11 protein-coding genes are annotated in these 13,316 nt (G+C 73.1%); 8 read left to right on the top strand and 3 right to left on the bottom strand.

Features of this window, described 5'->3' with window-relative positions:
- Positions 1-68 precede the first annotated feature (68 nt).
- Together Asi03nite_RS38965 and Asi03nite_RS25410 are read right to left on the bottom strand one after the other, a co-directional pair.
- Entirely contained in the window at positions 69-1,571 is a 1,503-nt protein-coding gene (locus Asi03nite_RS38965) for a hypothetical protein (RefSeq protein WP_373872162.1), read from the bottom strand.
- Positions 1,572-1,785: 214 nt separating this feature from the next.
- Complete coding sequence (locus Asi03nite_RS25410) at positions 1,786-2,559, bottom strand: glycerophosphodiester phosphodiesterase family protein (RefSeq protein ID WP_239102914.1); 774 nt, start codon at positions 2,557-2,559, stop codon at positions 1,786-1,788.
- A gap of 383 nt (positions 2,560-2,942) precedes the next feature.
- On the opposite strand from Asi03nite_RS25410, the gene Asi03nite_RS25405 reads away from it, so the two are divergent.
- The 8 genes from Asi03nite_RS25405 (at position 2,943) to Asi03nite_RS25370 (ending at position 11,825) form a co-directional block, all read left to right on the top strand.
- Positions 2,943-3,167 (top strand): hypothetical protein, encoded by a 225-nt coding sequence (locus Asi03nite_RS25405; protein WP_203682971.1) that lies wholly within the window; start codon positions 2,943-2,945, stop codon positions 3,165-3,167.
- Positions 3,168-3,303: 136 nt separating this feature from the next.
- Positions 3,304-4,155 (top strand): glycosyltransferase family 2 protein, encoded by an 852-nt coding sequence (locus tag Asi03nite_RS25400; protein WP_203682970.1) that lies wholly within the window; start codon positions 3,304-3,306, stop codon positions 4,153-4,155.
- Positions 4,152-5,261, top strand: a complete 1,110-nt coding sequence (locus tag Asi03nite_RS25395; RefSeq protein ID WP_203682969.1) for a glycosyltransferase family 4 protein — start codon at positions 4,152-4,154, stop codon at positions 5,259-5,261. The genes Asi03nite_RS25400 and Asi03nite_RS25395 overlap by 4 nt, the downstream gene beginning before the upstream one ends.
- Positions 5,258-7,225 (top strand): hypothetical protein, encoded by a 1,968-nt coding sequence (locus Asi03nite_RS25390; protein WP_203682968.1) that lies wholly within the window; start codon positions 5,258-5,260, stop codon positions 7,223-7,225. The genes Asi03nite_RS25395 and Asi03nite_RS25390 overlap by 4 nt, the downstream gene beginning before the upstream one ends.
- Complete coding sequence (locus tag Asi03nite_RS25385; RefSeq protein WP_203682967.1) at positions 7,222-8,136, top strand: hypothetical protein; 915 nt, start codon at positions 7,222-7,224, stop codon at positions 8,134-8,136. Before Asi03nite_RS25390 ends, Asi03nite_RS25385 begins: the two co-directional genes overlap by 4 nt.
- Positions 8,130-9,404: a lipopolysaccharide biosynthesis protein gene (locus Asi03nite_RS25380; protein ID WP_203682966.1), complete on the top strand. Its 1,275-nt coding sequence runs from the start codon at positions 8,130-8,132 to the stop codon at positions 9,402-9,404. The genes Asi03nite_RS25385 and Asi03nite_RS25380 overlap by 7 nt, the downstream gene beginning before the upstream one ends.
- Complete coding sequence (locus Asi03nite_RS25375; RefSeq protein WP_203682965.1) at positions 9,401-10,639, top strand: glycosyltransferase family 4 protein; 1,239 nt, start codon at positions 9,401-9,403, stop codon at positions 10,637-10,639. The genes Asi03nite_RS25380 and Asi03nite_RS25375 overlap by 4 nt, the downstream gene beginning before the upstream one ends.
- On the top strand, positions 10,617-11,825 hold the full coding sequence (locus Asi03nite_RS25370) for a glycosyltransferase (protein WP_239102913.1): 1,209 nt from the start codon (positions 10,617-10,619) through the stop codon (positions 11,823-11,825). Before Asi03nite_RS25375 ends, Asi03nite_RS25370 begins: the two co-directional genes overlap by 23 nt.
- Here the strand turns inward: Asi03nite_RS25370 and Asi03nite_RS25365 are convergent.
- Entirely contained in the window at positions 11,765-13,315 is a 1,551-nt protein-coding gene (locus Asi03nite_RS25365; protein WP_203682964.1) for a cellulase family glycosylhydrolase, read from the bottom strand. The two genes, Asi03nite_RS25370 and Asi03nite_RS25365, sit on opposite strands and share 61 nt — an antisense overlap.
- Position 13,316: the final 1 nt, after the last annotated feature.

The following is a 13,316-nucleotide window of genomic DNA, read 5'->3' as shown; positions in this document are numbered from 1 at the left end:
CGCCCGGCGACACGAGAACTCCGTGTCGTCGGGCGCCGCCCGTGCGTGCCGTGGTCAGGACGAGGTGCTCAGTAACGCCGCGGCCGGCTCCGGGAGTAAGCGAACCCGATGATGCCCACCAGGATCACCACGGCGCCGCCCCCGAAGATCGCCGGGTGCTCGCTCAGCAGTGTGAACGGCCCACCGCTCGACGGGTCCCCGGCCGGCGGTTCGGCGAGCTGCTGACCGGAGGTGCTGGTCGGCGCCGGGTCGTCGGGCGCGCCGACGTCGATGCCGTAGTCGGCCGCGGATCCGGTGTCCACGCTCTCGGTCGTCTGCGGCTGCGGCTTCTCGGTCTTCTCCGGCGTGGCCTTGTCGTCGGAGGTCGTGCCGGCCGAGTTGTCGTCGGAGGAGGACGAGCCGGACGTGGTCGACCTGGTGGCCGGCTTCGTGGTCGGCTTCGTGGTCGGTTCGGCGGTCGCCGGCTTGGTCGTGCTCTTGGTGGTCGCCGGCGTCTCCTCCGCGGTGTCCTTCGTGGTGTCGCCCTTGGTGGCGGGCGCGGTCGGCTTCACCGTGGTCTTGGGCGTGGCCGTCACGGTCCCGGCGTCGTTGTTGTTCCCGGTGTTGCCGCCCTGGTTCCCGCCGGTGTTGTTGTTCCCGCCCTGGTTCCCGCCGTTGTTGTTGTTGCCACCCTGGTTCCCGCCGTTGTTGTTGTTGCCACCCTGGTTCCCGCCGGCGTTGTTGTTCCCGCCGTTGTTGTTCCCACCGGCGTTGTTGCCACCGCCCTGGTTGCCACCGTTGTTGTCCTGGTTGCCGCCACCGCCGCCGTTGTTGTCGCCGCCCTGGTCGCCGCCGCCGGCGCCGGCGCGGACGGTGATGCGCACGGCGTCGATGGCAGGCGTCTGGTTGGCCCGCTCCATCATCGGCGTCCGGTGCGAGCCGTCACCGGCCCACGACGCGCACTGCGCGGTGCCTTCGGTCGGCAGGCCCGGGACCTGGATGGTCACGGTGTCCGGCGTCCTGCCGCCCTTGCTGTCCTCGGTGGCCACGAAGAACGCCGGCACCGGCGCGGGATCCGGCGCCACCCTGGTGCTGGCGAGCATCCGGCACGCGGTGTGGAAGTGCCCGCGGACGATGCCGTTCCGCAGCACGCTGGACTCCACGTAGTACCCGCCCTGGCCGGCCGCGAGGAAGCGGTCCCGGATCAGGTTGCGGGTGCTGACCTTGAGCGTGAACGGCGTGTTCGGCGCGACCGTGACCGGCGCCTGGGTGATCAGCAGGGCGGCGTCGTTGGCGGCCGAGGCCACCTCACCGAACTCGGTGGAGACGCACCGGTCGCCCTTCTGGAAACCGTCGTGCCGGGACAGCTTGCTGTCGATGCAGGTGTCGGTGAGGATGGTCTGCCCGTTGACGACCTTGCCGGCCCCGCTCTGGCCGGCTGCCTTCGTCTGCGGGGTCTCGTCGGCGTGCGACAGCTGGGCGAACCCGATCGCGCCGCCGACGGCGACGATCACGGCCCCGGCGGCGAGCAGCCGGCCGCGCCCCGACCCGACGGCTCCGAGTCCGGAGCGGCGGTGACCCGTGCTTCCCATGACGTGCCTTTCGACTTCTGCGTTCGCCATTGTGTGGCGCCGACGCCCAGACGTTAGGAGCAGGTCTCACAGAAAGCAATTCCGAGACCATATTTAAGGATCTCGCGACCGAAACTTAAAGAAAAAATATGCGAGGTACGCCGACCCGCGGGCATCCTCCGAACGGCTGATGTCCCGGGTTCAACGGGATCCGCAGAAATTGCGCCGACCTGCCCTAACTCAACCACAGCCCACGCGCAGAGTAAACGTCCCGCAACACGTCGACACGATCGGTCATGATCCCGTCCACGCCCATGTCGAGCAACCTGCCCATTTCCGCGGGATCGTCGATCGTCCACACATGCACTTCCCGGCCCATTCCGCGGACGTATTCCAGAAATCGCGTGGTCAGCACCGGGATCGGCCCGGACCGCACCGGGATCTGCACCGCGGCGACCGATTCCGGCAGCCGCAGCGGCATCCTGGTGGCCGATCCCAGCAGCAGCCGGGCCACGCCCCGCATCCCGACCGAGGTGGCCAGCCGTGGCCCGGCCAGCGCGCGCACCCGGGCGAGCCGGGTGTCGCTGAACGACGCGACAAGCACCCGGTCCTCGGCGCGCGCCCGCCGGACGGCCTCGACGGCGGGTTCGGCCACCGCGTCCGACTTGACGTCCACGTTGAACCGGACGTGCGGCCAGGCGTCGAGCACCTCGTCGAGCCGGGGCACCACTGCCGCGCCGCCGACCCGGACCTTGGACAGGTCCGCCCAGGTCAGGCCGGCGACCGACCCCGGGTGCCCGGCCACCCGGTCCAGCCGGTCGTCGTGGATGACGACCGGGACGCCGTCGGCCGTGGCGTGCACGTCTGTCTCGACGTACCGGAATCCGGTCCGGATCGCGCGCTCGAAGGCGGCGGCGGTGTTCTCATCGCCCTCCGCGGCCCCGCCGCGGTGGGCGAAGGCCCGGGGCCGCGGTCCGTCCAGGAAGGCGAAGGAGCGCTGGTGATCCACCTGGAGAGTATGCGGGGATGCTCCAGGGGGCCGTACGAGAGGTGGAGGAGTCGCGTAGCCGCGCGCGCTCGGCGAAGGCGAACGGCGATCACGCAAGGTGCGTGAGACGCCCGCCTTCCGGAAGCGCGAAAGACGATGATCCACGATCGGGTGAATGATCGCGATTTCGTCACGAACGGCCACTTCTGGCCGGGAATGTCGTCCCGAGCATATGCGGATGGCGGGGTGCCGGTTCCGAGCGGACACCGGATCGCGGGTCCTCATCGGTGAGCCCACGATCGGCTCGAAGGGAAGAAATAACTACAACTCGGTCACACGGGTCCAAAGATTGACCTACCTTTGGCCAGGTCTAGTCGGGCAAATAGATTGAAATGGAGCATGTCGTGCGTCTCTCTCGTACGTCGAGACCGGCGCGGGGTGGCCTGCCGGCCTCCACCGTGCTGTCCATACCCGACCCGGTGCGCGCGGCCGCCGTGCCCCGGACCCAGGCCGGCCGGGATCGCTGGGCCGGTGTCCGGGACGGCCGGCTCGGGCGCGCCGGGGCCACCGGTGACCGGTCCGCACGCCGGGACATCTACGACTGGACGGTCGACGCGCCCCACGCGTGACCGCCCGCCGGCGTCGCGCCGCGACGCCGGTCGCCTCTCTCCGGGCAGGCCCCACGGCCGGCCCGATTCGCGAATCCGCACCCATGCGCCCGGCCCGCCGAGGCCGCCCCCACCCTGTTCGATCGGAGACAAATAAATGCCCACGGTCGACCGTGTGCTCCCCGCCGAGACCGCCATCGAACTGACCGCCGTCGAGCCGCCGGCCCGACCCGACCCGGAGCCCCACATCGAACCCGAGCCGATCGTGAGCGTCGTCGTGCCGGCGTTGAACGAGGCCCGCAACCTGCCGCACGTCTTCGCCCGGCTGCCCCAGGTGGACGAGGTCATCCTGGTCGACGGGGGCTCCACCGACGACACCGTGGCGGTGGCCCGGCAACTGCGCCCGGACATCCGCGTCGTCGTGCAGAACCGCAAGGGCAAGGGCAACGCCCTGGCCTGTGGTTTCGCCGCGTGCACCGGCGACATCATCGTGATGATCGACGCCGACGGGTCGACCGACCCGGGCGAGATCCCGAGCTTCGTCGCGGCGCTGCGCGGCGGCGCCGACTTCGCCAAGGGCTCACGGTTCCGGGCCGGCGGCGGCAGCGCGGACATCACCCGGTTGCGCCGGGCCGGCAACAAGGTGCTCAGCGTCCTGGTCAACGTCATGTTCGGCACCGGGTACAGCGACCTCTGCTACGGCTACAACGCGTTCTGGGCGTGCCACCTCGAGGTTTTCGGCCTGGACAGCACCTCGCCCGCGCCGCTCGGCGGGGACGGGCGGCTGTGGGGTGACGGCTTCGAGATCGAGACCCTGCTGACCCTGCGTGCCGCCCGTGCCCGGCTGGCCATCGAGGAGGTGCCCAGCTTCGAGCACAACCGGATTCACGGCGTGAGCAACCTGAACGCGTTCACCGACGGCATCCGGGTGCTGCGCACCATCGCCCGGGAGTGGCCGCGAGGCTTCCGGCGCGCGTCCCGGCAGCTCGCCGGGCGGTCGGCGCGATGAGGGTCGGCGTCGTCTCGAACGCCTACCATCCCGACATCGGCGGGGTGGAGACGCACGTGCGGCGCCTGTGCGCCGGGCTGGCCGCGGCCGGCGACGACGTCGAGGTGCTCACCCAGCACGCCGCCCGGTCCACCGAGACCGTGGACGGCGTGCTGGTCCGGCGTTTCCCGTTGACCGTGCCGGTCCGCGACTACCGTGTCTCGCTGCCGCTCTGGCGGTGGATCCGCGAGCACGCCGACGAGTACGACGTCCTGCACACGCACAGCTACCACGCCCTGGTGTCGTTCGGCGCCGCGCTCGGGCGGCACCGGACCCCGCTCGTCTTCACGCCGCACTATCACGGAACCGGGCATACCCGGATAAGGGCGGCACTGCACCCGATCTACCGGCCGCTCGGCCGCCGGATCGTGAGCCGGGCGGGCCGGCTCATCTGTGTCACCGGCGCCGAGCGTGACCTGGTGCTGCGCGATTTCCCGGAGGCTGCCGGCCGGGTGGTGGTGGTGCCGAACGGGACCGACCCGCGCCCGGTGGTGCCCGGCAGGCGGCCCGGCGTGCGGGTGATCCTCTGTGTCGGCCGGCTCGAACACTACAAACGGGTGGACCGGGTGATCCGGGCGATGGCGCCGCTCGGCCCGGCGTACCGGCTGGACGTCGTCGGCGACGGCCCGGCCGCCTCGGCGCTGCGGCAGATCGCCGGCCGCCTCGGGGTGGCCGGGCGGGTGATCTTCCACGGCCGGCTCGACGACGCCGCGTTCGCCGGCTGCCTGGCCCGCGCCTCGGTGGCGGTCTCCGCGTCGGCGCACGAGGCGTTCGGGATGACCGTGGCCGACGCGCTGGCGGCCGGCATCCCCACGGTGGCCTCGCCGATCCCGGCCCACCGGGAGCTGGCCGCGCTGGCCGGTAACACGGCGTGGATCCGGCTGGCCGACCCGGAGGACGAGGCGGCGCTGGCCGACGCGCTGCGCGCCGCCGCCGCAGCCGGCCGGTCGGCCACCCCGGCGCCGTTGCCGACCTGGGACGACGTGGTCGCGGCGACCCGCGAGGTGTACTCGGCGATCACCGGGCTGCCGGTGTCGTCCACCGGCGTTGGAGCGGGAGGCCGGTGAGCGCGGTCACCGCCCGGCCGGCGCCGGGACTCATCGGGCCGCGCTACGGCGGCCTCCGCTCCCGGACCGCCGACGCGGTCTGGTGCGCGGCGACCCTGACCGTCGCGGGAGCGGGCGGGGCGGCGGCGATCGTGATCGCGTACCGCCGGGCCGAGTTCGGCAGCGGCGGCCAGTTCGGCTGGTTCTGGGCCGGCATGCTGCTGTTCACGCTGCCGGTCTGCTGGTGGGCGGTGCGCCGGGGCAGCTCGGCACGGCTGCGGATGGCCGTGCTGATCGGCTACGGCCTCTTCACCTACCTGCCCAAGGTGCTGCGCCACCCGGGCGGCCCGCTCTACCACGACGAGTACGCCCACTGGGGCCAGGCGCACAGCATCCTGACCGACGGCCGGCTCTTCGAGACGAACCCGATCGTCCGGGTGATCGGCGACTACCCGGGACTGCACGCCTGCGTCGCGGCGCTGGCCGCGCTCACCGGGTTGAGCATCTGGCAGTCCGCGCTGTTCGTGCTGACCACCGCGCACGTGCTGCTCACCCTCGGTGTCGCGGTACTCGCCGGCCAGCTGCGCCCGGACCCCCGGATCGCCGCGGCGGCCGCCATCGGCTACAGCCTGAACAGCTCGTTCCTGTTCTTCGACACCCAGCTCGGGTACGAGTCACTGGCCATCGCCGTGCTGGTCTGGGCGCTGGTCACGGCGGTTCGCGCGCTGCGCGCCACCGCGGCGCCGGCCCGGCTCGGCTGGTCCGCGCTCACGCTGCTGCTGGCCGTCGCGATCACCGCCACCCACCACCTCACCGCCCTCTGGATGACAGGTGTGCTCGGCCTGTTCGCGCTGGTGTGCACGATCCACTCGATCACCGCCCGGCCGCTGATCACCCCGGCCCGGACCGCCTGGGCGCTCACCGTGGGAACCGCGCTGATCGTGGCCACCTGGCTCGGCGCCGTCGCCCCGGACACCGGCCGCTACCTGGACCCGTACCTGGGCCGGGCGCTTACCCAGTTCGGCGGGCTGGCCGGCGGCGACGAGGGCGGCCGCGAGTTGTTCAGCGAGTCGGTGCTGCCCTGGTGGGAGCAGACCACGGCGTACATCGCCCCACCGGTCGCGACGCTGGCGCTGGCCGGCGCGGTCGTCCTGTGGTGGCGCCGCCGCCACACCGACGAGCCGCTCACCCACGCCGGCACCACCGCCATGCTGCTGGTCGGCGCGCTCTACGTCCCGGCCACCCTGCTGATCCTCACCCCGGCCGGGGCCGAGGGCGCCCGCCGCTCCTGGGCGTTCAGCTATCTGGGCCTGGCCATCGTGGTGGCGCCGATGATCGTGGCGCTGCTGGACCGGGCTACCCGGCTGCCCGGCCGGTTCGCCGCAACCGGCCCGATCGCGGCCGGCGCCGGCCTCTCGGCGACCTGCGCGCTGATGCTGGTGGGCAACAACGCGGCCGGGATGAACCCGTCCTACCGGTTCCCCGGGCCGCCGGTCTACGGCTCCGACACCCGCGCCGCCACCCCCGAGGTGCTGGCCGCCGCGCACTGGCTGCTGGAGACCCAGGGCCGGGGGAGCCGCCTGGTCGCCGACCGCTACTCCGGGCTGATCCTGGGCTCCTACGGCGAGCAGCGGCCGACCACCGGCTCGAACACCTTCCCGGCGTACGACCTCTACCGCGCGCGGCCGGGCCGCCCGATCTCCCCGGCGCTGCTGGCCCAGCTGCGCGACTGGCGGTACCAGTACCTGGTGGTGGACCGGCGGATGGCCGAACAGGTGCCGGACATCAACATCTACTTCGAGACGAACGAGCCGCTGCGTCACGACGGCGTGCCCGCCTTCGACCGGGCACAGCTGACCAAGTTCGACGCCATGCCGTGGCTGATCAAAATCTACGACGGCCCGCACCTGGCGATCTACCGCTTCGACTTCGACAGTCTGGGCGCGTCCATGCCGAGCGGCCCGATCAGCGGGGGACACCGATGAAGAACATTCTCCGGCCACTCGTCACCGCGTACGCCAGTCTCCCGGTCCTGCTCCCGGCAGCCGGCCTGCCGTGGCCGGCGCTGCTGCCGGCCTGTCTCCTGGCCTTTCTCGCCATCGGCGAGCTCTGGATCCGGGCGGTCACCGGCCGCTCGGCCGAGGTCGGCCCGCCCGCGGTCCGGGCCGGTCTGGTCGTGCTGGCCGGCCTGCTCACGCTGCCCGCGGTGGCGCTCCTGCTGCACCCGTTCGGAGCGCCGGTCGCGCCGGTCCCGCTGATCGCCGCGTCCGCGCTGCTGGCCACCGTGCTCGCCGTCGCCGGCCTGCTCCGGCTGCGCTTGCGCCGCCGCGACGGCGACGCGGGGCTGGACGACGGCGCCGGCGTCCCGGCCCAGCGCCGCAACGACGAGATCCGGGAACAAACCGGTTCGCGTACGCGGTACGCCGCTCGCACCGCCGTCGCCGTCCTGGCGCCGATCGTGCTGGGCGTGGCGGTGGGCGGAATCGCGATCCGGGCCGTGGAAAGCGGCTCCCGCCCGGTCCTGCCCGGTTATCTCACCGTGGCGCTGAACGGGTGGGCGGCGGGCATCACCCACCCGGTCGCCGTGCCGTCCCACGGGCTCACCGTCCAGGTCCGGGTCACCAACTCCGGGCTGCCGACCAGCACCCAGTGGCTGCGCCTGCGGATCGGCGGCACGGTCGTCGCGTCCCGGCAGGTGACCGTGGCCAGCGGACGGGTCTACGCGCTCAACGTCCTGGTCCCGGCGCTGCCGGCGGACGGATGCCTGCGCCCGGTGGGGATCAGCGTGGGCACGGCGAGCACTGTCTTCTACGCCAAGGCCGCGGCCAAGGACTTCGAGTCCGCGCCCGCGAGATCCGTGCGGTCGTCGACCAGCCGGGGGCGGGACGCGTGCTGATCACCGCGACCCGGCGGGTGGTGAACGACTCGCTGGCCCGCAACAGCCTGCTGATAATGGCGACCACCGTGGTCAACGGCGGTCTGGGCTACGTCTACTGGATGCTGGCCGCCCGCGCGGTCGCGCAGCCGCAGGTCGGCACGGCCACCGCGCTGATCTCGGCGGCCACCGCGATCAGCATGGTCGCCAACCTGGGCGCCGGGCACATGTTCATCCAGCGGCTGCCGGGCAGCGCCACGGACGCGTGGTCCCGGATCGTCGGCGGCGGGCTGCTCGCCGGCTGCACGGTCACCGCGGTGCTGGCCGGCGCCGGGGCGGTGCTGGTCCCGATGGCCGCGGCGAACTTCGGCTTCCTCGACCGGCCGGCCGGCGCGGCTGCGCTGGTCTGCGCGGCGACCGCGATCACCGCCACCACGCTGCTCGACAACGTGTACGTGGCGCACCGCTCGGGACACGGAATGTTCGTACGCAATCTGGTCCTCGCCCTCGGAAAGATCATCGCGCTGGCCGCGCTGCTCGGGGCGGGGCCGCACTCGGCCGGCGTGGTGGTGCTCTCCTGGACCCTGCCGACGATCCTGGTCAGCGCCGCCACCGTGGGTCTCGGGCTGCGCCGGCTCCGGTCCGGCGCCCGGCTCCGGCTCACCGGTCTCGGCGCGGAGCTCCCGCACCTGCGGGCGGCGCTGACCGGCCACCACCTGATCAACCTGACCCAGGCCGGCCCGGCCGCGCTGCTGCCGGTGCTGGTCACCGCGCGGCTCGGCCCGGCCGCCAACGCGCACTTCTACCTGGCCTGGATGACCGCGTCGATGCTGTTCATGGTCTCCCCGGCGGTCGCCTCGGCGCTCTACGCGGAACGCACCAACGCGGTCCGGGTGAGCCTGGCCCGCGCGGCGGCCGTCGTGCTGTCCATGGTCGGCGCCCCGGCCACGCTGCTGCTGCTCGTCGGCGACCGGATCCTCGCCCTGTTCAGCGCCGGGTACGCGGCCGAGGGCGGGACGCTGCTGCGGATCCTGGTGCTCGCCGCGATCCCGGACGCGGTCACCAACCTGGCAGTGGCGCACTGGCGGTCCCGGGGCGAGTTCCGGCTCTGCCGGCGGCTCAACGGGGTCCGCGCCGTCACCTGCCTGAGCCTGACCTGGCTGCTGCTGCCCGGCGCCGGGGTGACCGGCGCGGGCATCGCCTGGCTGACCGGGCAGGCGATGTCGGCGCTGCTGGTCGGCGCTGTCGCGTTCGCACTCGTCTCCCGGCAGAAGGCCTCGGTGCTATGAGAATCCTGCAACTGTCGAACCTGTACGCCCCGATCATCGGCGGGCTGGAGCGCAGCGTCGCGACCAGCAGCGAGGAACTGGTCCGGCGCGGCCACGAGGTCACCGTGCTCACCCTCGCGGCGCGCGGGCTGGCGACCGCGGAGGTGCGCAACGGGGTCCGCGTGCACCGGGTCCGCAGCGTCGCCAACACCGTGGTCGCGGGGCTGAACGAGGACCCGGGCAAGCCGTTCCACCCGACCGTGCCGGACCCGCTGACCACCGCCGACATCGCCCGGTTGCTGCGGACCGAGCACTTCGACGTGGTGCACAGCCACGACTGGCTGATGTACAGCTACCTGCCGCTGCGCCGGGCCCGGTTCGGCCGGCCGCACGTGCACACCGCGCACGACTTCGGGCTCACCTGCGTCCGCAAGATCTTCGCCCGCAACGGCCGGCAGTGCTCCGGACCCAGCCTGCCCCGGTGCGTGAGCTGCGCCTCCATCCAGTACGGCGGGTGCCGCTCGCTGGTCCTGACGGCCGGCCTGCACGCGCACCGGCACCGCGGCATCGACGCGCTCACCGCGATCTCGACCTCGGTGGCCAAGGCGCTGACCCAGGCGAACCTGCCCGGCGACCTGCCGGTTCAGGTGATCTCCAGCCTGGTCCCGGACGGGCTGGACGCGCTGGCCCGGGACACGCCGCGGCCGGACTGGCTGCCGGACGGCGACTACCTGCTCTTCGTCGGCGCGCTCGGCCCGCACAAGGGCATCGGGGTGCTCTTCGACGCGTACCGGCGGCTGACCGCCGGCTGGCCCGGCCCCGGACCGGCGCCCACCCTGGTCTGCCTCGGCACCCGCCGCGACGACACCCCGCCGCCCCCGCCCGGCACGGTGATCCGCCACGATGTGCCGCACGCGCAGGTGATGGCGGCCTGGCGGGGCGCCGCCGCCGGGGCGGTGCCGTCGCTGAGCGAGGGCATGGGCCAGGTCGCGGTGGAGGCGATGCTGGCCGGCGCGCCGCTGGTCTCGTCCACCGCCGGCGGCCTGGTGGACGTGGTCCGGGACGGCGAGAGCGGCCTGCTGGTGCCGCCCGGCGACGCGGAGGCGCTGCACGCCGCGCTGCTGCGGGTGCTCACCGACCGGCCGCTCGCCGCGCGGCTGGCCGACGGGGGCCGGCGGCGCGGCCTGGACTTCACCGCGGCGCGTGTCGTTCCCCGGATCGAGGAGGTCTACCGTGCATGCATCGCAGCCCACTGAGCGCCGGAAGGTGATGGTGGCCGGTTCGGGGTGGCACTTCCTCTCCGGGATCAGCTACTACACCTGCCGGCTCAGCAACGCGCTCCAGGAGCGGTACGACGTGAGCGCGATCCTGATGCGGCGGCTGCTGCCGGCCCGGCTCTACCCCGGGCGGGAACGGGTCGGGCAGCGACTCAGCGACCTGCGGTACGCCGACGGCGTACGGGTCTTCGACGGCGTGGACTGGTGGGGGGTGCCGAGCCTGGCGCGGGCCGTCGCGTTCCTGCGCGCCGAGCGGCCCGACGTGCTGGTGCTGCAGTGGTGGACCGGGGTGGTGCTGCACTCGTACCTGGTGCTGGCGATCGCCGCCCGGCGGCTCGGGATCCCCGTGGTGATCGAGTTCCACGAGGTGCAGGACACCGCGGAGCTGCGGCGCCGGTGGGCGGCCCGGTACGTGCGGGGGGCCATCCGGCCGTTGCTGCGGCGCACCCGGGGGGTGGTGGTGCACTCGGCGTTCGACGCCGACGCGCTCGCCTCGGCGTACGACCTGGGCGGGGTGCCGTCGGAGATCGCGCTGCACGGGCCGTTCGACCACCACGCGGGCGTCGTGCCGCGGACCGCCGCGCCGGCGCCGGGCGTGCGCCGGCTGCTGTACTTCGGGACGATCCGGCCGTACAAGGGGCTGGAGGATCTGGTCGAGGCCTTCGCGGCGCTCGGCCCGGAATACCGCCTGACGGTGGTGGGGGAGACCTGGGAGGGCTGGACCCGGCCGGCCGAGCTGATCGCGGCGTCGCCGGCGCGGGACCGGATCACGTTCGTCAACCGGTACGTGCCGGACGCCGAGGTGAACGGGTACTTCGCGGCGGCCGACGCGGTGGTGCTGCCGTACCGGCGCAGCTCGGCGAGCGGACCGCTGCACATCGCCATGAGCCACGGGCTGCCGGTGGTGGTCACCTCGGTGGGTGGACTGGTGGAGGCGGCCGGGCCGTACTCCGGAACGGTCTTCGTCCCGCCGGGCGACCCGGCCCGGCTCGCCGCCGGAATCAGCGAGGCCGCCGGCCTGATCGGCCGGCGGCACGCTGATCCGTCCTCCTGGGAGCGGACGGTGGACGCCTACGCCCGTCTGTTCGAGCGGATCGGCATCGGTCAGGACAGCACCACGTCGTCGAACCAGACGGTGCCCGTGTTGTCGCCGGACTTGAGGTGAACCTGGAGGCTGGCGGCGCCGGCCGGCGCCGTCGCGTCCACGGTCAGCTTGGTCCAGCCACTGGTGCCGGAGGCCACCGCCTTCGACTGGGCCTGGCCCAGCCACTTGTCGTTGGCGTCGAACCAGCTCAGCGCGAGCTGGTTGGTGCCGGTCACGTTCTGGCCCTTGGCCCACACCTCGGCGTGCCGCTGCTGGCCGGGCTGCACCGGGTCGACCGGCGCGGTGCGCAGCGAGGGCAGGCCGGCGGCCGAGCGGCCGGTACCGGAGAACCGGACCGAACCGGAACCGGAGTGGGCGGCGCCGGCGACGCGCACCGCGGCGCCCAGGTCCTCCAGGAACGGCCGCCACGGCGAGCTGTCCGCCACCGCCTCGAAGCCCAGGTCCAGCACCGAGTTGCCGACCTGCTGACCGGACCAGTAGGTCTTCACCACGGCCGCCGCCGGCTTCGCCGAGCCGTCCGCGCGGTACAGGCCGAACTTGTACTGCGCCGGCAGCTTGGAGACCGCCGAGTTGGACGGGATCGCGCCGGTGGCGAAGTCGGAGAGCGTCCACGGGGCCACCGAGCCGACCCCCGCGACCTTGGCCGCCGCGAACACCCGGGCCAGGTACGCGGCCTGGTCACCCTCGCTGGTGGTGGCGGTGCTCAGGCCGGTCTCGCCGATCACCAGCGGGAACGTGCCGGCCGCGGCCTGCGCCCTGCGGATGTCGGCGAGCGCCCGCTCCGAGTTGCCGTAGAAGTGGTAGTCCAGGTAGTCCAGCGGGGTGGCGGCGAGCGCGGTGCGGATCAGGGTCAGTCCGTTGTAGCCGGTGCCGCCGGAGACCGACAGGGTCAGCGGCATCGTCGGGACGGCCGCGCGCACCGCCGGGACGATCTTCTTGACCCAGGCGACGGCGCTCGCGTTGGCCGGGTCGAACTCGTTCTGCACCTCGACCGAGAGCACCCGCGGGTCGTCCGCGTACGGCGCGAGTACCGCCTTCGCCCAGGCCGCGCTGCCGGCGACGTCGCTGTAGCCGGACCACCAGTCGAACAGGGTCAGCTTCACGGTCAGGCCCCGGGCGTCCGCGATGCTGATGAACTTGGCGAGCTTGACGGCGTAGTCGGTCTTCGGCGCCGGGTAGCCGAACGTGCTCGGGAAGACGATCACGCGCACGTTGTCGGCGCCCAAGGCCTTCGCCTTGGTCAGGTCCGCCTCGATCTTCATGGCGTCGAAGTTGGTCCACATCGCCGACCAGCCGGCGTTCGACGGGTAGTAGTTGATCGTCTTGGCGGCCCGCACCGCGGCCAGGCGCCCGGCCAGCGTCGGCAGGTCGGTCTTGCTGACCGTGCCGGCGGCGAGCTTCTTGGCCGTGGTGACGGCGGTGGTGGCGGCCTTCTTGACCGGGGCGGGGGCGGGCTTGGTCACCGCCGAGGCGGCACTGACCTGGGCGAGGAGGGAGAGGAGCAGCGACGAGGCGACGATGGCGGTACGGCGGCGGCTGGCGGAAGACATA

It is taken from the genome of Actinoplanes siamensis (assembly GCF_016862395.1).
In the GTDB taxonomy this organism is placed as follows: domain Bacteria; phylum Actinomycetota; class Actinomycetes; order Mycobacteriales; family Micromonosporaceae; genus Actinoplanes; species Actinoplanes siamensis.
Note: the sequence above shows the minus strand (reverse complement) of the source record. Positions and strands in the feature narration are given on the sequence as shown.

What these genes read in the sequence shown, in the direction of transcription:
- Asi03nite_RS25400 (WP_203682970.1), top strand. Translation starts at nt 3,304, where the DNA reads ATGCCCACGGTCGACCGTGTGCTCCCCGCCGAGACCGCCATCGAACTG.
- Asi03nite_RS38965 (WP_373872162.1), bottom strand. Translation starts at nt 1,571, where the DNA reads ATGGGAAGCACGGGTCACCGCCGCTCCGGACTCGGAGCCGTCGGGTCG.
- Asi03nite_RS25385 (WP_203682967.1), top strand. Translation starts at nt 7,222, where the DNA reads ATGAAGAACATTCTCCGGCCACTCGTCACCGCGTACGCCAGTCTCCCG.
- Asi03nite_RS25365 (WP_203682964.1), bottom strand. Translation starts at nt 13,315, where the DNA reads ATGTCTTCCGCCAGCCGCCGCCGTACCGCCATCGTCGCCTCGTCGCTG.
- Asi03nite_RS25375 (WP_203682965.1), top strand. Translation starts at nt 9,401, where the DNA reads ATGAGAATCCTGCAACTGTCGAACCTGTACGCCCCGATCATCGGCGGG.
- Asi03nite_RS25395 (WP_203682969.1), top strand. Translation starts at nt 4,152, where the DNA reads ATGAGGGTCGGCGTCGTCTCGAACGCCTACCATCCCGACATCGGCGGG.